Origin of the sequence: Sphingobacterium faecium, assembly GCF_003054045.1 — a bacterium.
GTDB lineage: Bacteria > Bacteroidota > Bacteroidia > Sphingobacteriales > Sphingobacteriaceae > Sphingobacterium > Sphingobacterium faecium.
On sequence record NZ_QBKH01000012.1, the window covers coordinates 1 to 21,952 of the forward strand.

Sequence of the window (21,952 nt, forward strand, 5' to 3'; positions counted from 1 at the left end):
GTCAAAAAGGGTGCGATCAGCGACAGAATGGTCCCTAGTACCATACCTAAGATCAGTTGGACAAACAGCTTTTTATATTTATAGAAATAGGTGAAGATCTTGCTCCACTCTAATTTCAGTTCAGGTTCTTCTTCATCGATCTGATAAAAATCTGGTCCGGGGCTCAATACGAGTGAAAGTCCCGCATGTAGTTCTTTGGTTGAGAACCAGTTCTTGGAAAATTCTTTCTCATCATAACTGAGCAGTCCAGAGGCTGGATCTGATATAAAGTATTTACCCTGACGAATTTTATAGAGTACAACAAAATGGTTCTGGTTCCAGTGTAGCATACAAGGCAGTTCGACTTCTTTTAACTGCTCAAGCGACAGACGTACACCATAAGTACGAAATCCCAATTTCTCTGCGGCTTCGCTGATGCCCAGAAGATTTACACCATTCTTCGTGGTTTGACAGAGCTTCCCGATCTTATGGATGGGCACCAATTTACCATAATGCTTGAATACCATACGGAGACAGGTGGCACCACAGTCCATCTCGTCCATCTGCTTATAATGGGGAAATCTCTTAATCAAAATTTATAATTAGTTTTAATTTATTAAACACGAAGCCTTCCTTATAAAATATACATTAGAAAAATGCTATCATACAAATGACCAACTGCACTTTATAATAAATAATCTGTTTAGTTTATTTTTTTACTGCAATCTATGAAATAAAATCATAAATATTAATGATAATGTAACTTTATTTAGAACAATATTTATAATAATTGATCTTTTATTGTAAAAACAACAACCTTTAACGATTATTATTTACGATTTACAATACTTCTATAATTTAATTCTAGACAGACAGATTAACACCAACGTGAAAGAATTCCCTTATATAGTTAAAACAAAAATTTAAATTTATTTTTTATTTAAATTATAATATTCCTATATTTAGGACAATTAAAAATAAACCTAATACACAATATATAGAGGCATCACAATAAGTATATATTTATTATTCATGCACTATTAAATAAAAATTCTTTATAAACCAACAGATTAATAATGATGAACAGGAAATTTGACTTCAAATGTTGAATATATAATTCGTATTGAATTATATATTCAACATTTGAGAAAATAATAATTAAAAAATTGAAATAACCATAGAACCTAGATGATGAATCTTTTTACAAGAAAAAAAAACAGGAATAATAATATTTTTAACACTTGTGAATATTTATTAAATATCTCAGAAATAAAGTTTAATCAGCAAATACTAGCAGAAAAGCTACAAGATCACCTTGACTCGCCTTCCCTGCTAACGATAAAGGACTGCCTGCAAGAATATGGCATAGATAGTGCAGCAATAAGAAAAGGTGATTATTCTTATACTGACTTTGAGTTGCCTTTCTTAAGCTCCATCCAACAAGAAGATTGGGCCTATCCTAACTTTACAGTTATTACAGACGTCACTAATCAACAGATAACATTTCTTAATCCTATTACTAATCGTACAGAAACAATTTCAATTGAACATTTCGAATTGATTGATAAAGGTATTGTACTGTTAATAGACACCAGTTCTAAAACAGATGAGCCTAATTACGACTTCAACAGAAAGACCACGCAAAGAAAAAATATAATTAAATACACACCTATATTGGCGATGTTATTGATCGTTGTAACGACCGGCATCTATCTTTTACGAGGTTTAACCGCTTACTCTTGGATTGGATTTGGTTTTCTTTTAACCGCTTTACTTGGTGTCATAATCACAACCTTACTTTTATGGCACGAGGTTGATGATGACAATACTTTCTTGCGCGAAGTATGTGGAGGCTCCGGGAAGAAAGCTAATTGCGATGCTATACTGTCTTCTAAAAAATCATCGTTTTTAAATATAAGCTGGTCAAAGTGGGGATTTGCTTATATGACGACAGTGCTCGTTGCTCAAATTATATATCCAGGCCAATTCAGTCAATTATTATTATTCTCGTGCTTATCTATCGCCTGTACACCTTATATCATATTTTCCATTTATTACCAAGCATATATTGTTAAACAATGGTGTCCACTTTGCCTGGCGATACAGGCTCTTCTATTTGCGAATATGATTTTAGCGCTATTTTTTATAAATGAAATTTTTATTGAAAAGATCGTGCTCGACTACTTCAGCATGATCATCGTTTCACTTCTCGGGATTTTATTTTTATCATCTGCAATACTTGTCGTTCCATTATTAAAAAATGCCCGAAACAGTAAAAATTTCGAGAAGAAATGGAAAAAATTACGGTATAATCCCGAAATATTTGAAGCTCTATTAAACAAAGGAGATTCAGTTGCGTCAAGCGAGGATCTAGGTATAATCGTTGGAGATCCAAATGCTAAAAATGAAATTATCAAAATATGTAGTCCCTATTGTGAGCCCTGCTCGAAGGCACATCCCGAACTGAAAGAGATCATCAAAACTAATCCTGATGTAAAAATCCGAATCATCTTTAATGCTTCTGCTAACGAAGGAGATATCATCAACCAACCTATTTCACATTTATTAGCAATACAGGAAAAATTAGGATCCAAAATAGGTCATGAAGCATTAGATGAATGGTATTCATCCCCGGAAAAAGATTATGGTTCATTTGCAAAAAAATACCCGCTGGGCAACGAGTTAAAAGAGCAAAATAATAAAGTATTTGCAATGCATGAGTGGTGTAACCGTATGAAAATAAGAGTTACACCAACGATATATATCAATGGAAAAGAATTGCCGGAAGGCTATCTCATAGAAGAACTTAAAAACTTCTTTTAAAAGAAGACCGAGCCGGTTGCAAACGATCTCGGTCAACAGAAGGATCCCTGTAAAAGTCCCTCCTATGCTATTCGGGTGTAAGTGAATAGTACCATATAAATACAAAAATAATGAAAAAATTAAAACTAGGGGTAAAAGGTGTAAATGATATCCTTTCCCGAGAAGAATTGAAACAGATTTTGGGTGGATCTACTGGAAGTGGTGGAAGTGGCGGAAGTGGAAGCTGCGTTAGAGCTTGCGGAACTGGAGGAAGAGGACCAGGAGATGCTTGTGTAACCACCGACTGTAGACCAGGAACTTGTAAATCACCTTACGATAATGGGTGGAATTACGGTTGTCTTGTAAACACATAATTGAATGGAGCTTCACATTTTTTGAAGCTCCATAAATATCAAAATAGCACAAGAAATATGAATTGCAATATGTATCCAGTAACAACTATATATATGTCTAGAATGCTCCTTATAATGATTTTATTAACGATTCTAATCGAGCATGCTACAGCTCAAAGTATTTTTACAGAAAGTGGTTATACCTCACTGACCATTAGATTATCTGGAAAATTTCCTAAAAAATTTCCTTTAGGAAATCCTGGAGTCAATAATGTACTATCAAAAAAACCAGCAGAAGTCAAACAAATTAACGATTCCACATACTTGTTGTCAGATTATACTTTCGGTCCCACGACCGTCTTTACGAGCTTGAATAATCAAAATTTAATGACAATATTATTACCGAATCACGCTGATTTACTCAAAATTCATTATATAGATAGTACAAACTACAAAATAGATTATCAAGGATATTTTAAGGAAATGTTTGACAAATCAAATCAACTTTCGGAACTCATTAGCAAGTCATATGAATACAGGTCGCCGGCTAAATCGATAGAAAAAGCTCAAGCAATCTTTAAAACCGCAAATTCTTATCGTGATGCCAGATTGCACGGTATCAAACGTCTGACAGACGAAATCAGCCAAAATGTCAATGTTGATATTATCAATAATTATTACACTAATTCCTATACTGACTTTCTTAAAACAATCTATTTAACAGATAATTACAGCAATGCGATTCAGAACTACTACCAAGCTTTGGGGCTCGATTCAATAACTCAACCACTCATTGTTCCGACACGGGATCTTTCCTACTACGAGGGGATCATTACCCCTATCCATGCCGATACCAACTCTTTAACTCATACAGGATATAATATGATTCTAAGTAGTATCATTAAAGATTCTTTATTGGACTTACCCTCTATCGTGGAGGAAGGTCCTAATGCCTACCACAGCAAATTAAAAATGCAATTTGGACAAATCTTCAAACAAGATCATAACCTCTTTTATGATATGGCAATTGCAATAGCCTATATGGAACAGATCAGAAGTGGAAATTTACTGTCATTCACGAATCAATATGAACTAATCCAATATTTTAAAAATGCCCAAATTAGCAATTATATTCTTTATCAAAATGATTTTTACAAGCTGAAATTTGATAAAAAAGTTAATGGAAAATATCACCTTCCATTTGACTCTGCAAAAGATTTGGTCATGGAGGATATTTTGATAAAATACAAAGGAAAAGTTATTGTCGTAGATTTCTGGGCAACATGGTGCGGTCCTTGTATAACTGCATTTGAGGAGATCAAAGATTTAAAGGTTCAATATAGCGCTCAGAATGATGTCGTATTTATATATATTACTGATGAAACATCAGACTTTAAGCTTTGGAACGATTACGTCCAGAATTTAAGTGGCGAACATTACTATCTATACAATAATCAGAGCTCAGCTTTATACAATAAGTATGGTATTAAATATATTCCGAGTTATTTGATTTTTAATAAAAAGGGTGAACTGTCTAATGCTAACGTCGGAGGATATATGGGTAATGAGAAAACAAAAAGTTGGATTAATAAAGCCTTAACAGAATAAATAGGTCATTGAAGATAAATGGTGTATATTATTAATTTAATCTTAACTATCAAAAATTAAAGCACACAACACTTAGTCTTGTTTACATATATAAATTTTCATAAAAAAAATGTTACCATAACGATGAATACTAAAATCCCAACTTTTATAATCAACTTAGAAAAGCGGTATGATAGACGAATTCATATCCAAAATGAATTTGAAAAAAGAAACGAATTTGATTTTAGAATAGTTTCTGCAACACAACATAATATTGGCGCAATTGGACTTTGGAAAACAATGCGCAACATTATCGAGCAAGCAAAAATGGAAAACTATGACTATATCCTGATATGCGAAGATGATCATCAATTTACGGACAATTACAACGAATCATTATTTATAAAAACTATCCACGATGCCAATAAATTACAAGCCGATCTATTACTAGGTGGAGTAAGTTATTTTGAAGATGCAGTAGAACTTGATAAAGGATTATTTTGGCTAAATAAATTTACAGGTACTCAATTTTTCATAATTTATAAACGATTCTTTGATATTTTTCTAAATATTACCTTGAATGATGACGATAATATTGATCTAAAAATAAATGAGATCAGTGACCAAATATATTGTCTTTATCCCTTTATTTCAATTCAGAAAGAATTTGGATATTCTGATGTTACCCAAAAAAATGAAGGTAGTGGTACTGTAAATGATTATTTTCATACTACCACGAAACGATTAGCCACTTTATCTTATTTAAAAACATATTTTGAAGAATTAAAATAAATCAAATGAACGATATTACTATTCCAACTTACATTATTAATACGTCAAAGCAAATTGAAAGTTTACACGATATAAAACAACAATTTCAAGGCAAAATTGAGTTCGATATGAATATCATTCAAACTCATCCACATTCAAACAGTCACTGGGCATTATGGAACAATATATGTGAAATCATAGCTATTGCGGAAGAAAAAAAGGAAGATGTGATCATTATATGTAAAGATAATCATCAATTTAGTGATGATTACAACAAAATAAAACTGATAGCAGCAATTTACGAAGCTCATCGTTTGAATGCTACATTGTTATTTGGAGGTATAGTCGGTGGATTTAATCATATCCTACCACTTGCCTCAGGTGTTTCATGGTTGGATGCATGTTGGGAAAGTTCATTTATTATCATCTTTAGGTCTTTTTATAGATCCATACTAGACGAAAATTTTTATGAAACCGATGTTGTCGAAAATAAACTATCTGAAATGACAAGTAATAAGTTTGTAATGTATCCGATGATTTCTACAAAAAAAGATATCAGTAATGTTGATGTATATGAAAAGTATAATCCAGCTTGCCATTCTATGGATGAAATAGAAGAGTATGCTGTGAGAATGAAAAAGATTCATCACATATTTTATCGACATACAGCACGGATGAAGTGAAGGATAGCTGAAATCGATCAACCTCCATCCATTTATAAACATGCATAATATTATAAATTGTCCCGTCGGACACGAAAGCTGCCTTGATTATGCAAAAAAAATCAGGTAAGACACTAAATTGAGGTATTTAAATAAGGATGTATGCATTCAACTGAAAATGAAGCATACCCAATGTCAGTATTTTGTGTTGTTAAGTCACAGATGTTGTAGCTGTCGCTTCCAGTGAAATTGATCAAAGCTAGAGATGCATTTTTGCTATATCCAATGCTTCTTTTATCACCTGATGCATATCCATATAGCGATAAGTCCCAAGCCTTCCCGCAAATGTAATCAATGGATTTAGTTTCGCTTCTTCCAAATACTTTTCTAGGGTAATCATATCCTTCTTCAATCTTTTAGGATAGAATGGGATATCATTTTCTTCGGTTTCTTTACTAAATTCTTTAAAATAAACTGTTTTTTCATGCTGCTCCCAAGGAGTAAAATGTTTATGTTCATGAATTCTTGTACAATCAACATCCTGGTCGGGATAATTAATAATAGCGTTTCCTTGATAATCGCCTATAGCAATGTTCTTTTCAAAATAAACAGTTCTATAGGACAGTCTACCGAATTTATAATTAAAGAAAGAATCTATGGGACCGGTATAAAATATGTGATCATAGGTTGATTTTTCCCAAGTTGAATCAAACTTAGTTGATAATTGAACATCTATATAAGGTGAATCAAGCATCTTCTCAAAAATTGCTGTATATCCATCTCGAGGCATCCCTTGAAAACAGCTTGTGTAATAATTATCATTATAATTGAATCTAACGGGCAACCGCTTTAATATACTTGCTGACAATTCACGAGGTTCACAGCCCCATTGCTTTTTTGTATAGCCATAAAAAAAAGCTTCGTAAAGATCTCTCCCAATAAATTTAAGAGCTTGCTCTTCAAAATTTTGAGCTTCTACAATTGATCTATCTGCCACTGCGTTTACAAATTCGACAGCTTCACTTGGAGAAAAAGATTTTTTAAAAAATTGGTTTATGGTATGCAAATTTATGGGCAATGAATATACTTGGCCATGGTGTACCGTTTTGATCCGATTAACAAAGGGTACCATTTCACAAAACTGTTGAATATACTGCCACACTTCCTTATCGTTTGTATGAAACGTATGTGGCCCATACTTATGTACCATAACTCCAGTTTCAGGATCCCTCTCAGAATAACAATTTCCACCGATGGTTTCACGTTCGTCTAGCACGGTAACATGACTATTTCCGTTTCGAGCTAATTGCTCTGCGATGACTGATCCAGAAAAACCAGCTCCAATAATCAAATATTTTTTCATCAACTATATTCTATTTATTTTATTTACTGCACCATATTACGTACACAGATCAATCAGCAATTAACCGTATAACCATTGACAAATTAACAAGTACATCATCTGTGGGCGCCATATTAAAAAAATAGTCATATTACCGACAACAAACAGTGATATCCTATTTATAATAGAATACGGCGATCCAAAGACCACATTACCAACATCTTATTAATTGATAGGTAGGTTTATTCTTACAGTAAGTCATAATGAAAAATTATTCAATCGACATTTATCTGTATGGTTAATTAATCTGTGACAAAAAGCTAATCTTTACCCTAAGATAATTATTTTTAATTAAAAAAGTGAAATTATCTTTTTAAAGATTGTTTTTACTATATTGTTTAATAAATCAAATGTATTTTATGATCTACATTATACTTGCTCATGATTCAGCCAAAATGTTAAGTCTGCTCATTGAAAAATTAAGGGATAAAAATAATTATTTTATTATACACATAGACCAACAACAAGATATTGAACCCTTTGTGAGGGCAGTACAGGGAACTGAAAACTGTTACTTTACTCCCAAAAGGTACGCAAGTAAATGGGGGTCATTTGCTCTTGTTGAAGCTACTTTACACGCCTTTGACTTTGTCAAAAAAAAAATCAAGAAAAATCAGCGCATTATTTTACTTAGTGGCGCTGACCTACCAATTAAAAGTAATCTTTATATCAATCAGTATTTTGACGATCATGCTGATACTATATTTATAGATTATCATCCAATCCCAAGAAAAACATGGTCTTCGGGTGGTGTGCACCGTTTCCCTTTATATGAGGAAGTATCTCAATACATTAAATTTTATGGTGGCTCCCAATGGTTTTCTATACCCAGTAAAGCTATCAATATTATATTTAAATTTCTGAAAGACAGCCCCGATTTTCTAGATTATTTTCAGTACGTACAAATTCCAGACGAAAGTTTCTTTCAAACATTATTTCTAAATTGCGAACATCCATATATCCTGAAAAATTTGAAAAATCAGCATCTTCATTATATCAAATGGGACGAACCATACATACACCCCAGAATATTAACAGCTATGGACATCACAGAATTAAATAAATCAAAAAATCTGTTTGCTAGAAAGTTTACTATAGAACAATCTTCGGATATTATATCTAACTGGATTTAATATAAAATTAAGAATAGTAGAAAGACACATATCTTATACTTGACAATAATTAATTTTTTTTAAAAAAGTCTCGCAATTTTTAAAGGTCTGCATTTTAAAATTGAATCTTTAAATTCGTTTTCAATCGTTTATATTTTATTGTATAATTATACAATAAAATATAAACGATTGAAAATAAAGATATTTAAACACACAATTTTTTATGCTTTTCGCTCACAATAAATAACTTTAGCATATTATAGCTATCGCTGGGTTTGCTCAGCAGATAACCCGGATAAACGATCTCCTACAATCGGGATTTGATCAATTTTTGCAGTTAAATTATTTAATTCTCCACTGGAAAACACATAATCAGCAGCACTTAGGTTCTCTTGCAGATGAGCCCATTTAGTTGTTCCTGGGATCGGTACAATAAAAGGTTTCTGTGCGAGCAACCAGGCTAATGCCACCTGTGCAACCGTTAGACCACGATGATCTCCAAACTCTTTGAGTAAATCGATCAATTTCCAGTTGGCAATCACATTATCGGGTTGGTATCTGGGCAGTGTAGATCTGTTGTCATTATTGGAGTCATACTTGGAGCGTTCATTTAAATATCCGGTAATCATACCCCTGCTCAAGGGACTATAAGGTACAAAACCAATCCCTAACTCTTCACAAAGCTTGATCACATCCTGTTCGGGCTGACGCGTAAATAAGGAATATTCACTTTGCAATGCGGTTAGCGGTTGTACGGCATGCGCTTTCCTGATGTTGTCGACACTGGCTTCACACATTCCAAAATGCTTTACCTTACCTTCTGCAATCAGATCTTTAACTGTTCCAGCTACGTCTTCGATCGTTACATTGGGGTCTACCCGATGTTGATAAAGCAGATCAATATAATCTGTTTTCAGACTTTTTAAGGCATGCTCTACGACAGTTCTGATCCGTGCTGGACTGCTGTCTAATCCTGCAGCCGGTTTTCCATTTTTAAAACCAAATTTAGTTGCAATGATGATATCCTGACGGAATGGAGCAACTGCTTCACCCAAAAGCTCCTCATTGGTTAAGGGACCATAAGCTTCGGCGGTATCATAAAAATTCAAGCCCAGTTCGGGCGACTTTCGCAATAGATCAATCATAGCCTTTTTATCTGGAATAAAACTTCTATGATAACTCATTCCCATGCAACCTAGACCTAGTGCAGATACCGCTATACCATGCTCCCCTGTTCCTAAAGTGCGCGTTTTTGATTGCTTTGGATCAAGTGCCTTCTCATTTTTCGCATTTACGTTGTTGGAAGAACTTGTACATCCTGCGATACCGAAAGTAGAAGTTCCAAATAAGGTTGTTCCAAATACTGCTCCTTTTTTCAAGAAGTCCCTACGATTGTTTTGTTCCATATTGTTCTCATGATTACGTTTCCTATTTATAGTCTTAACCCGCCTAAGCCTGTGCTACAAGTTAAATTACCTGGACCACTTGCCTCTTGTGAAAGGTTCAAGTTATGTTTATCAAAAATCGGGAGTATCAGTTGGAAAATCCGTATATAAATTACTGTTTCCCTTACCATTATTACCGATGATCATGGTCATAATCTTAAAACAACACCTCGCGACAACATGATAGCCTAGAACGCAATAGATACAGGCAGCATTAAAAATCAGAACTGAGGCGAAAAATTGAACAAGTAAATGACGGTAGGCATTAAAATTTAAGTTCTCAGATCTTCGGTATGATCCGCATCTGCACGATTGATCCATCAGTAGCAACCCTACCATTGCACTATTAGCTATTGGTATGCCTTTTTTAAGGGTCATTTGTTGGAGATCAAGAGTTTTTTAAAAAATCTTTCCGATGAAAGACACAGAGAATGAATGCCCTAACAGGATCGGACCCTTATGATAGTCTTTGATGGCTCAATTTTTGATTTACTGCAGACAATCCTGTTTAAAAACAGATCATTTTATTACGTAACTAAAAAACAAGTACATGAAAAGCACATTAAAATCGTTATTTGCTCCACTATGCATCCTCCTATTGACATCCGCTATTTTCTTTCAATCCTGTTCCGAACCTGCAGATAAATTCTTTGGTGTAGCTATTTTAAATACCAATACCATAACAGATTTTGGTACACCAGCATTGGCAAAGCAGCTTCATGACCATAGCGTGGAATATCCAAATATCCCATCCAGCAAAAAAAATGGCAATGAAGCATCAGAAGTTGTGAAAAACAAAATACTCTATTTAGAAAAAGTGTTGAAAGACCTGCACGCATTATCTGCCAATGATGATGGCAGAAAAGAAATAAAAGAACAAGCGATAGCGCTGTATGAATTTGTGTTACCGGTATATAAAAATGAATATACAACTTATGCAAAACTTTGTGATACCCATGCTCCACAGGAGCAGAAAGATGAAATTTCAACAGCTATCGAGCAAAAATACAATGCCGAATTTGAGCAGAGAATTACGGTTTTATTAGCATTAGGTAAAGAATTTGCAACAGAAAACAACCTCAATGTCAACTGGGACTAGATCCATATTGACGATTAATACGAAAATAATAGCATCCCCACAATCAGATCGGGATGCTATTGTACTCCACACAGTCACACAGTATATTCATAGATAACATTCATCATGATCATTTATAAAGGTTGGGGATTTATTGCGCTTCTTATTCCCCTCTGCGCCATACTCCTTGGTATTTACTTTTTTGGAACAAATGGAAATTCAAGTCTAGAAGTATTCCTATACAGTTTATTAGCTTCCGCTCCTGTGGTATTTATGGTGGGTATATGGATGAACAGGAAATCACATCATGATATGTGGTTTATTCGAGTACAATATTGGGGAATTATCTGGGCAGTCATTGCACTGGTTTTCCTAGGTCTTAAAGCTATGAACATCATATAGATCAACATCGATTATAAAATGACTACCATCACCAACACTTCCACAGTAGCAATATTAAAAAAGTAAAGCATCAAAAATTAAGTTCAGTCATTTTTTTGACTTCAATACAGCTCTTTAAACTGATTATATTTTAATTTTCATATCAAATCATACCAAAAAAAATCACACCATCTCCAGTCTTTAAAATAACACTTGCTTTAATTTCATAGAACAATGGCATTCTTTTAGATTTGCATGTGTATTAGTTCGTGTCGAAGGTGCTACAACTTTAGATCAGGTAACATTGACAGATGGAAAATTTAGTACAGCTATCGTTCCTAATTAATCGCTAAAAAAGCAGAAAATTTGAATGCCTTTGTTATTCATGCTTATCCTTTAAACGATATAGTTGCATCGAATATGTGCTGTCATGATAATTAGACTGGGATAAGTAACTACATCAAGCGCACCTTGAAATGCGCTTGATGTAGTTATTCTAGACCATTTCTTATTTATTGCAAACTATTGATTAGATACCTGTATTTCCACTTCCATATTTCCACGCGTCGCATTTGAATACGGACAGATCTGGTGTGCCTTTTCGGTCAAAGCTTGTGCCTCTTCCAAACTCACCCCCGGGATGTTGGCGTGCAATGCTGCAGCCAAACCAAAACCACCGTTTTCTAATTGGCCGATGCTTACTTTTGCCGTTACCGAAGTTTCACCGGTTTGTACTTTAGCCTGTTTGATGACCAGATTCAACGCACTGTCAAAACAGGCTGCATAGCCCGCCGCAAAAAGCATTTCAGGATTAGCATAATCATCGTTAGCTCCTCCCAGTGCCTTTGGCATACGCACTTCCAGATCCAAGATATTATTTTCGCTTTTTACTTGACCATTTCTACCGCCAGTAGCTTGGGCACCAATTGTATACAATGTTTTCATCTTTATTTATTTTTTAGTTTTTACTTTTTTATGCCAATACACAGCAAACCAGATTTTCAACGATAGCCTCTGCCTTCTGCTCGATCATCTGGACGATCTAGTTCACATCTGATTGCTTGAAACAAATGTACACTATTTTATATTGTGCACAATATAGTTTGTAGCAATACAATTGGTTTTTACTTCAACCTGACAAATCGAGTGGGTTTAAAAAAGAGCTTCCAAGGATTATTGTCATTAATCTGTGAAATGTATAGCCAACTGCGCTAAGTTGTTCCTTGCGGACATTTTTGACACCAAATGTGAAGAGGTCCACCATAGTCACTGACCGCCAAGAGCTTGACAATTTCTTTACTGTTATTTATTCTAATCGAAACTTGGCATTTTCAGAAAGATTCTAAATCTAAAGTGTTTTTTAAATCATTAGGTGAAATTTTATTAAAAATAGAATTAATAAGTTAATATTTTTTGTTATTTTTGGCAGCAAATAAAAACCATCAATTAATCTATATGCTTCGCAAAAACTTACTATGTATCTTTAAACTATACATATGTTTTAATTTATTATGTCTTATTTCCTGTAAATATGAAAGTCAAGACCTAAATTTTCATGAAATTAAACAACCTGACAAGGATGTCAAGGCCACCATGAATATCGCAGACGTGCCAAATGGTCAAACTATTTACATCTATGGTGCGACTGATTTAATGTATTCAATCAATGCCGCTCCTGGAGCTGTTACAAAAAAAGAATTTTATCTTAATAATAAACTGATTAATGGTGAAAATGAGGTATTGCGTTTAGATCCCTCAGATCTTACAGGAAACGATTCTGATGTACTGAAAGTAAAAGTAAATCTTTCTTCAGGAACTGGAAGTTTAGCTGAAATTTTAGGCGAGGAGAAATCAAGTTTTGAATTTATATATCCAATAAAATATGTAAATCCCCAGATAAATTTGAATATTAACCAACGAATCAATTCTTCTAAGAAATTAGAAATCTATTGGAACAAACCAAATCTTGAAGGAGCTGAAATTGAAAGTTATGAAATTTATAATTTCGACAATTTAGATCAGATTTTTATTAACAAAATTTCAGATCCAAGCAAAACTAATTTTGTCGATGATGACTATTCCTATGGAGCTAGAACGTATAAAATAATCACAAGATATAAAGGCAATAAAGTTGCTCCAAAAGAGGATTTCTACTCTGTGAAATATAAAGTTTTCACCAGTAGCTACTTCAAGACAAAAACCTTAAAAAATTTAAATCTGGATATACAATGGACCCATCCGGATGGCATTGAAAATAAATACGTTCTCATATGGAAGGGAAATGCACAAACCATATCGTTAGGTGAAAATAATACGGAGGTATATAGACCAGCATTCCCTTTTCAAGAAGAACAGTATTATGAATTGTATATTTTACCAGAAAAAGCTGATACCTGGGATTACGCTAAATACCCGAAGATTATCAACTATTTTAAGGAGCAAAAATACGGTGATCCCGAAGTAGACAATGCGCATCTGATCTTGGTTGAAGGTGACGTTAAAAACAAATCAATCCTTTCTATGAGAGGTCACAAAAATGGTTTTGGAATTCGAAATTATGGAATTGATGATCTTGTGATGAAAAGTAAAAATCCGGATCTTGTCCAATATCCTTATTATATCAGTTCTTTTAAAGTTTCTCAAGCGACAGGAAAAGTTGCAGTTCATTTAAGAAGCGAAGTTTATGAAACTAAGCCAATAATCGAAGTGTACTCAGATTTTACTTTCAGCAAAAAAATTAGAACTTATGTTAGCGATGATTTTCCAGTCTATTATTTGACCAATGATGATAAAATCCTTGTTGGTAACAATAATTTATATCACTATGAAATTTATGATTTAAACTCTGGTAAATTGTTGAGTGAAAAAAGAGAAGCCAACGGACAGTTCTTTCCTGGTATTTCCGAGGACGGCAGGTATACCACAAGTTCTGGGAGCTATAATAATGGTTGGTACAAAATTTATAGATATGAAAATGATCAATATACATTAATAGCCGAAAAAACAGGGAGCCGTACGAGAAATGCTATTGAATTTCACCCATTAATCCAAGACCAGGTTGTTCTTCAATCCTTTGATAATTATTTTTCAATTTGTGAATTACCAAGTTTAAAAGTAATTAAAAAGGTGCCTGGAGAATTTATATGTTTTGATAAATTTACTGGAAAAATATTGTTTAAAGATGAGAATTTCTCTTCTAATTCGCTTATCAACGTTATGGATAGTAAATATAGCAGTATTGTTTTTAGCCTGACAACAGGCCTTTATTTCCAGCCTTACCAAGCGAGACTCTTAAACAACAACATTATTCTTTACAACAATTATGTCAATATTGGCCAATAGCCTAAAAATCATGAAAAAACTAATATTAAGTATTACATTGTTACTGATGACTATAACCTCAATGGCACAAATTGGGTTTGGCTATAGATTTGGCATTGGTAATTATAAAATGTCCGAAATGAGTTCATTCTTGAATGTCATTCAAAGTGGAATTAAATTAGATTATCCCGTACCTATTTCAGTTACCGACAATTTCCCCAATCATTATACCAATTATGGTGAAGTGACATATTCCGTCAAAAATAGTGACTATGGTATCAATATCACATATTTATCAACAGGAGGTCGATTGGCTTATTCGGATTATTCCGGCGAGATTGCTTATAATTTGAATGCAAACGCTTATGGTATCGGAGCTTTATATCGAAATTACTTCTTCCAAACCAATCAAGGACAAGACAAGAATTTATCCCTTTTTGCGGAGATTTCTCCTGCAGTAACCATCAATAATATTACTTCAGATGGATATTACGAAACTCAATCGGGTCGAAAGGAAATGGATAAAAAGCATATTGTCGAATCCAAATCAATGGGTTTTTCGGTTACACCTTATGTTGGTCTACAATGGAATTTTATAAAATCTTTGGGTGCTAACCTTGGTATTGGTTATCATGCTGAAATACCTGGCAAAAGCAGTGAGATGAGAGATAGTAAAATTGATTGGACTGGACTTCGTATGGGATTAGGATTGCGTTATAAACTCATACCATAAGATATGGTTTGTTAACATTTAAATGTATGCAATGAAACATAAAATTACTTGCTTACAGTAAATAACATCTTTCTTAAATTCGCCAATATAAGAATTTATATAAATCAAAAGAAGCCGTTTTGCGTAAGTAGAACGGCTTCTTTTGTTTAGAGGAGGTCAAAAATTACCTTTTATCATGAACAATGTAAGACAGATTAATATTAACATCTTAATTAACGCTATGGTCATCGTCATTATTTATTCAAAATGGGAGGTTGAAACATTATAAAATATTTAAAAATAAATACGGTTATAAAAAATCTTCCCAAAAAAATTTGGGAAGATTTTTTTTTGATTCCATGTTATGAAAAAGAAAAATATGACCTCTAAATTGTTTAATTTAAGTTGCAAAAATGATGTTAGGGACTTTAATAATTCCTATAGTTTTTTATTATAATCACGAATGATCCATGCAAAGAACCTCAAAAATATCAGTATTTTAAAGGATAAGAAGCAAGTTCCTATTGCATATAAAAAGTTTATGCTTCATAGCAGTTGTTCGCCTATTCGATGAATTATTTGTGATTAAACAACTAAACGATAAAAACACCATCTAGAATCATCCTTTCAGAGCTTTCTTGTCAATCCTCAGAGAAATGTAAAGCCGACATATAAATGACAAATCTTTTTATTTAGACAGCTTCTAAATAAAAAGATTTTACCTATCTTTGCTGGAACATCACCTATAATCTGCACTAACATGCACAATATTAACTTATCCTGAACTACGAGTACAATGAGAAAACCTATCCTTTTCTTTGCGCTTTTATCTTTGCAAACCACGCTTATTGATGATTCAATGGCCCAACAGTCCGCATCAATAGCAACAAAGCTATCGCCGCAACAACAAAATCTCACAGGAACTGTGAGACGAAACAGCAATAAAGATCCTCTAGACGGAGCCACCGTTCAAATTTTAGAACTGGGTTTATACAGTAAAACCGATGCATCGGGCACATTCACTTTCTCTAAAATTCCAAAAGGTACTTATACCGTAGTCGTACAATATCTCGGTATGCTTGAAGAACAGCAAAAAATTAGTTTTCCAACCGGTGAGCTTCAGTTTCTGTTGACAGAAAACAGCATTACCCTAAAAGATGTTGTTGTCGTTGGAAAAGAGCAGCGCAGAGATGGCGCTACTTCAACCGTGATCTCCCGAAAGGCTATCGAGCATATGCAGGCAACACATTTGGGCGAGATCTTACAGCTGCTACCGGGAGCTATAGTTTCCAATCCGAGCTTCACAAATCCCAATAAGACGAGTATTCGCCAATATTCAGGCGATGCCGCTTCTCCCGGCGACAATATGAGTTCCATGGGTACATCGGTCATTGTCAACGGTGCTCCGCAGTCTAACAATGCCAACCTGCAGTCCATGAACACGGTCACTTCGGGTGTACTTGCTGGTTTTTCTACATCCAGTGGTATGGGTACGGACATGCGCCAGCTTTCGGCAGACAACATTGAATCGGTAGAAGTCATACGTGGTATTCCGTCTGTTGAATACGGCGATCTGACCTCTGGAGCTATACTTGTCAGTACCAAAGCCGGTGTAGAACCCTTACAGGTAAAAGCCAGACTCAATCCCAAACTCACGCAGTTCTGGGCCGGTCAAGGTTTTAGCTTAGGAAAAGATAAAGGCAATTTATTTGTCGATCTGGATTTTACAAAGGCCTACGACAACCAGATAACTGCTTATTCTGCTTACGAACGCATGACCGGGTCCATGCAGTATACCAATACCTTTGGAAAAGAACGTCCGCTATATTCCAATACAACATTCTCCTTCGGTATGAATTTGGATGACAACAAAGTAGATCCAGATTACCAGGCAGAACAGATCATCAATAAGGCACAGAACTATGCTTACCAATTTTCAACCAATGGTAAATGGAAATTAAATAAGCAGTTTGCCCGCAATCTGAATTATACCCTATCGGGTAACTACAGTTTACAAAAAGGATATCAGCAGCGCTTGAACACCCTCAGTGTGTCCGCTAATAGTACGGCAACCGAAAATGTAACGCAGCAAGTCCCTTATCTACCGGCAACATTCCTCAATCAGTTATGGATCGAAGGCAAGCCTCTCAACATCTTTGCCAAGCTGTCCGATGATTTTTACCTGAAAACAGGTGAAGGTACACACCGTTTTCTTCTTGGAGCAGACTATCGCCTAGATGCCAATTTTGGCTCTGGTCGAACAGTGGACCCAAACAATCCTTACCGAACAGCCGATCCATTAGGATTTAGACCCCGTTCTTACAAAGATATCCCTTCCTTAAATCAATTCGGAGTATATCTGGAAGATCGCTATTCCATGCAGATTTTTGATCGTGACCTACATATACAGGCAGGAGTACGTTGGGACCAGATACAGCCTTTCGGAAGTTTCTCACAATCCGTATTGGCTCCAAGAATCAATGCTTCGTATGAATTCATCAAAGACTTTACCATTCGCGGTGGATATGGTATGACTGCAAAATCGCCAACCCTCCTCTACCTTTATCCAGATCGCGCTTACTATGACGCCTTCAGCTTAAATCATTATAAGGAAAATCCTGCAGAGGCAATGGCCATCATCAGCACACGGGTTTTTGATACCGCAAATCCAGACTTGAAGATTGCAAAAGCCACAAAAAAAGAATTAGGACTGGATTATACGCGCGGTAAAAAACGATTTTCAGTGACGGGCTACTACGAAGAGACCAAGAACGGTTATGAGATGAATACCAACCTCAATAGTGTTAAATTTTTCTCCATTCCAACCTATACTGTCGTCGAGTCGCCCGTAGGTCAGCCTCCTGTGCTTAGCACCGATGTTGGTGAAAGCGTCATTGTTTCCACATTCAACGCCCCGAGCAATGATCGTAATATCCTCAATAAAGGAATCGAGTTTGATTTTGATTTTGGCCGATTCGACAATATCCGTACTTCATTTGTTTTAAATGGGGCATACCTGTCCACGAAATTAACGACCGCTAATCCCTACATCCTACTGCAAAATGCGCCTAATATGCCCCTCAAGAGAATTGGTGTATTTGAAGCAAGAGGTGTGCAGCAAGAGCGATTTGTCACCACTTTAAGGGCGATACATAACATCCCAGAATTTAGATTTATCATTACCGCCACCGCACAGACCATCTGGAAAGATAAACATCAATATCTCCATTATTCCAGCATTCCTGTTGGTTACATTCCCGTAGGTGCTGCCGGCAGTTCACCTCAGATCACTTATTTTACAGAAGCCGAACGCCAATCCATCACAGAAGCAGATCGCGATATTTACCTCAGTTTAAATGATGGTTATTTCAAAGCCGAAAGCTGGAAACCACTATGGCTCTTCAATCTCAAGATGACAAAAGAATTTGCTAATAATATGGGCTTTTCATTCTACGCCAACAATGTATTCAACCATCGTCCATTACAAGCGAGCACGCGATATCCACAAGAATATTCGAAACGTAATATCAGCATGTTCTATGGAACAGAAATAACGATTAAATTCTAAACTGACATGAAAAACATCCACATACTGATCCTAAGCGGCCTCTTATTCTTGCTGACTTCCTGTCGTAAAGACTATTACAGCTACGAGACATTGGACTATAATTTTACCGTACATTATCCCGACAATTACAGTACAAAGCTGGCAAGCGAGGTCAAAGTCACACTTAAAAATACCATTACTGGCGCCAGTGAAGAATACAGATCCGATAGTGAAGGACGTATCCGTATTACGGATATCACCCCTGGTATCTATACGGTCACTGCTTCCAAAACCATCACCCCTGCAGAAGCAGAACAACTGGTAGGTATTGCCGAAGAAATCTTCTGCAATGGCAACATCCCGACCCTTCGGATCACCGAAGCGGCAACCAGTACGATCCAATTAACGGGAAGTATAGCGGGTGGATTTGTGATCAAGGAATTCTACTATACCGGATCAAAAACTCCCGCAGGGACCAACTATCTCTATGATGGCTTCATCGAAATATACAACAATAGCACAGCGTTGCTATATGCCGATAGTCTGGTGGTAGGAAATACGAAAACATCTGCCAATTCAGTCTATGGATTCTATCCCGACAAAAACTATGTTTACCTCGCACAAGCTTGGATGGTTTCTGGCTCAGGTCAAGATTATCCAGTAGAGCCTGGAGCATCTATTGTCATTGCGGTAACAGCACTCAATCACAAAACAGATCCAAACGGCAACCCCAATTCCCCTACCGACCTTGGAAAAGGTATGGCTGACTTTGAGACCTACTTCAATCCTACCGGTACTAATATTCGGGATACCGACAACCCCGATGTCCCAAACATGATCCATCAATATTATAACACCACTGCTGGATTTGACTGGAATATTGGTATAAACGGAGCAGGATTAGTTCTATTCAGAGATGCTGCAGTAGCTGATTTTCCCTCGATGACAGAGCCTAATGTCAGTGGCACAACACGTTTTCTGCAAGTACCCGTCAGCGCCGTGCTCGATGCCGTAGATTGTGTCGGCAATTCAACCATTACGATGGACAAGAAAAGATTGCCCGAAACGGTAGATGCAGGACTGACTTACGTCGGTGTTGCTAATTCCGGCAGATCGGTGATCCGGAAAGTCAAAAGTACGATCGGACAGCGGGCTGTACTGATGGATACCAACAATTCATCCGAAGATTTTGAAGTAAACAACAATCCAACACCAAGAAAAATTAAATACTAATCATGAAAAAGAACCTATTTGCCAGCATATATCTGATACTCGGTCTTGGTCATGTTGCTACGGCACAAACAGTACCAACATACGATTATTTTAAAATCAAAGAACCCCTACTCAAAAGTTCCAATGCGGCACTATTACGCTATATGACCCTTCCATTAGAGGGAGAAAATGAAATTGGTGCGTACTATAAAGGTGGAGACTTGCGTTCGCCTTACAGCTCAAAGTCAACCCAGGGAGTCAATTTTTCGTCAGCCCGCTATCAGCGTCTTAACGACTGGACCTTCTATGGCCATTTCAATTTTCAGTCCAGCAAAGATAAAGAAGTAGGACTCACGGCACATACCGAACCCTACCGTGACAACCCTTATCAACTGATCGATTCACTATCTGCTGATTGGAAGAAACAAAAATATGGCTTACAGCTTCAGGTCGCCACGCCGACTTTTGCAAATGATCGGATGAATGCGGGTATCCGTATTCAATACGATATGCAGACCGGAGCACGGCAGAAAGATCCACGGCCACTTGACAATTCGAGCAACCTCAGCCTTTCGCCCAGTGTCACGTATAAACTTGATGATCAAAATATCGTTGGGCTTACAGGTCATTATCTTTTCTATAAAGAAGATCTGAGCATAGAAACGGTTGGAAAAAACCGTCAGTTCAATTTATACCGCTTATTGGGAGCCGGTGAGTACCAGAATAGTGCGCCCTATATCTTAACGGTAGGTTATAATCGCACCTATGAAGGCCGCACATGGGGCGGAGCAGTGGATTACGTTCATCGCAGTGCCGGAAAACAATGGACGGTCAACTTTGACTACCGCAATGGATACGAGGACGTCACAGATGGGAGCATCTACTTACAGCAAGCAGGAAAACACGCTTTTAAACAATATCAGGCATCTTCTTTTTTAGATTGGAAAATAAATAGAACTTCCCATCAGATCGGGGTAACCTGGACATTAAAAGACATGGACAATACCGAGTACCATCAAATACAAAACCCCGACACGAAACAGTATGAGACCGTATACTCCAGTATCATGAGCACCATGCTAAGAAACAATACCCGTCTCTCCTATTTATTGAGTAAAGAAAGAAAAGATGGACAGGTAGATTGGTGGTTAACAGGTACTGCCGCTTATCATAGTCTCGATAATAGGTATGCCAACCCAAAGAACAAACAGCTGATCGATAAAATCAATCTGGATCTGAGCTTTGATAAACGCTATCCATTGTCAAACAAAAGAGCCCTGTCCCTGCAGCTTAAATCTGCCTATGACTTTCTTGTTCATGATGACATTTTGTACACCGACAAATCCTACTCCAGTAATTTTGTTGCCCATGAAGTATTTCTTCCCATGCACGATTACAACAAGGTCAATACCTGGACAAATGAAGCCCAAATCAAGTACCAGTTGAAATCCTTTGGAAAAAGAGAAAATCAGCTTTACATAAAAGCTTCTGGACTGATCAGCAGCGCAATGAATAACAGCGGCATTATTCAAAAAGGAGACAACCGATACCTGACACAATTATCAATTGGCATTAATACATTTTAACT

17 protein-coding genes are annotated in these 21,952 nt (G+C 36.0%); 13 read left to right on the forward strand and 4 right to left on the reverse strand.

What is annotated here, in order from left to right; genetic code table 11:
- The coding region (locus tag C8N37_RS21865; RefSeq protein ID WP_244914505.1) for a cysteine peptidase family C39 domain-containing protein at positions 1-572 on the reverse strand (572 nt) is incomplete at its 3' end.
- 595 nt (positions 573-1,167) lie between these two features.
- Here C8N37_RS21865 and C8N37_RS21870 point away from each other — a divergent pair.
- The 5 genes from C8N37_RS21870 (at position 1,168) to C8N37_RS21890 (ending at position 6,175) form a co-directional block, all read left to right on the forward strand.
- Positions 1,168-2,802 carry a vitamin K epoxide reductase family protein gene (locus C8N37_RS21870; RefSeq protein ID WP_108160904.1) on the forward strand — a complete coding sequence of 545 codons (1,635 nt, stop codon included), beginning with the start codon at positions 1,168-1,170 and terminating at the stop codon, positions 2,800-2,802.
- A gap of 110 nt (positions 2,803-2,912) precedes the next feature.
- Complete coding sequence (locus C8N37_RS21875; protein ID WP_108160905.1) at positions 2,913-3,155, forward strand: hypothetical protein; 243 nt, start codon at positions 2,913-2,915, stop codon at positions 3,153-3,155.
- 114 nt (positions 3,156-3,269) lie between these two features.
- Positions 3,270-4,742, forward strand: a complete 1,473-nt coding sequence (locus C8N37_RS21880; protein WP_170114580.1) for a TlpA family protein disulfide reductase — start codon at positions 3,270-3,272, stop codon at positions 4,740-4,742.
- Between the two features lie 123 nt (positions 4,743-4,865).
- Positions 4,866-5,513 carry a glycosyltransferase family 25 protein gene (locus C8N37_RS21885; protein ID WP_108160907.1) on the forward strand — a complete coding sequence of 216 codons (648 nt, stop codon included), beginning with the start codon at positions 4,866-4,868 and terminating at the stop codon, positions 5,511-5,513.
- A 5-nt stretch (positions 5,514-5,518) separates the two neighbouring features.
- Positions 5,519-6,175 carry a hypothetical protein gene (locus C8N37_RS21890; RefSeq protein ID WP_108160908.1) on the forward strand — a complete coding sequence of 219 codons (657 nt, stop codon included), beginning with the start codon at positions 5,519-5,521 and terminating at the stop codon, positions 6,173-6,175.
- Positions 6,176-6,413: 238 nt separating this feature from the next.
- Here C8N37_RS21890 and glf read toward each other — a convergent pair whose 3' ends face one another.
- A complete protein-coding gene (gene glf / locus C8N37_RS21895; protein ID WP_108160909.1) occupies positions 6,414-7,517 on the reverse strand; it encodes a UDP-galactopyranose mutase in 1,104 nt (367 codons plus the stop codon).
- Positions 7,518-7,915: 398 nt separating this feature from the next.
- Between glf and C8N37_RS21900 the strand changes: the two genes are divergently transcribed.
- Positions 7,916-8,689: a beta-1,6-N-acetylglucosaminyltransferase gene (locus C8N37_RS21900; protein ID WP_170114581.1), complete on the forward strand. Its 774-nt coding sequence runs from the start codon at positions 7,916-7,918 to the stop codon at positions 8,687-8,689.
- Positions 8,690-8,931: 242 nt separating this feature from the next.
- Here C8N37_RS21900 and C8N37_RS21905 read toward each other — a convergent pair whose 3' ends face one another.
- Positions 8,932-10,074: an aldo/keto reductase gene (locus C8N37_RS21905; RefSeq protein ID WP_108160911.1), complete on the reverse strand. Its 1,143-nt coding sequence runs from the start codon at positions 10,072-10,074 to the stop codon at positions 8,932-8,934.
- Between the two features lie 589 nt (positions 10,075-10,663).
- Here C8N37_RS21905 and C8N37_RS21915 point away from each other — a divergent pair.
- Positions 10,664-11,212: a hypothetical protein gene (locus C8N37_RS21915; RefSeq protein ID WP_108160913.1), complete on the forward strand. Its 549-nt coding sequence runs from the start codon at positions 10,664-10,666 to the stop codon at positions 11,210-11,212.
- 105 nt (positions 11,213-11,317) lie between these two features.
- Positions 11,318-11,593 (forward strand): hypothetical protein, encoded by a 276-nt coding sequence (locus C8N37_RS21920; protein ID WP_108160914.1) that lies wholly within the window; start codon positions 11,318-11,320, stop codon positions 11,591-11,593.
- 501 nt (positions 11,594-12,094) lie between these two features.
- Here the strand turns inward: C8N37_RS21920 and C8N37_RS21925 are convergent.
- Positions 12,095-12,517 (reverse strand): organic hydroperoxide resistance protein, encoded by a 423-nt coding sequence (locus C8N37_RS21925; protein ID WP_108160915.1) that lies wholly within the window; start codon positions 12,515-12,517, stop codon positions 12,095-12,097.
- Between the two features lie 648 nt (positions 12,518-13,165).
- Here C8N37_RS21925 and C8N37_RS21930 point away from each other — a divergent pair.
- From C8N37_RS21930 to C8N37_RS21950, 5 genes are all read left to right on the forward strand, one after another.
- Entirely contained in the window at positions 13,166-14,914 is a 1,749-nt protein-coding gene (locus C8N37_RS21930; protein ID WP_146171123.1) for a hypothetical protein, read from the forward strand.
- A 10-nt stretch (positions 14,915-14,924) separates the two neighbouring features.
- Positions 14,925-15,626 (forward strand): hypothetical protein, encoded by a 702-nt coding sequence (locus C8N37_RS21935; protein WP_146171124.1) that lies wholly within the window; start codon positions 14,925-14,927, stop codon positions 15,624-15,626.
- 775 nt (positions 15,627-16,401) lie between these two features.
- Positions 16,402-19,173, forward strand: a complete 2,772-nt coding sequence (locus C8N37_RS21940) for a TonB-dependent receptor (protein ID WP_108160918.1) — start codon at positions 16,402-16,404, stop codon at positions 19,171-19,173.
- Between the two features lie 6 nt (positions 19,174-19,179).
- The gene (locus tag C8N37_RS21945; RefSeq protein WP_108160919.1) at positions 19,180-20,385 is read left to right on the forward strand and encodes a DUF4876 domain-containing protein; all 1,206 of its coding nucleotides are present in this window, start codon (positions 19,180-19,182) and stop codon (positions 20,383-20,385) included.
- A gap of 2 nt (positions 20,386-20,387) precedes the next feature.
- Positions 20,388-21,950, forward strand: a complete 1,563-nt coding sequence (locus C8N37_RS21950; protein WP_108160920.1) for a DUF6850 family outer membrane beta-barrel protein — start codon at positions 20,388-20,390, stop codon at positions 21,948-21,950.
- The last annotated feature ends 2 nt before the right edge of the window (positions 21,951-21,952 follow it).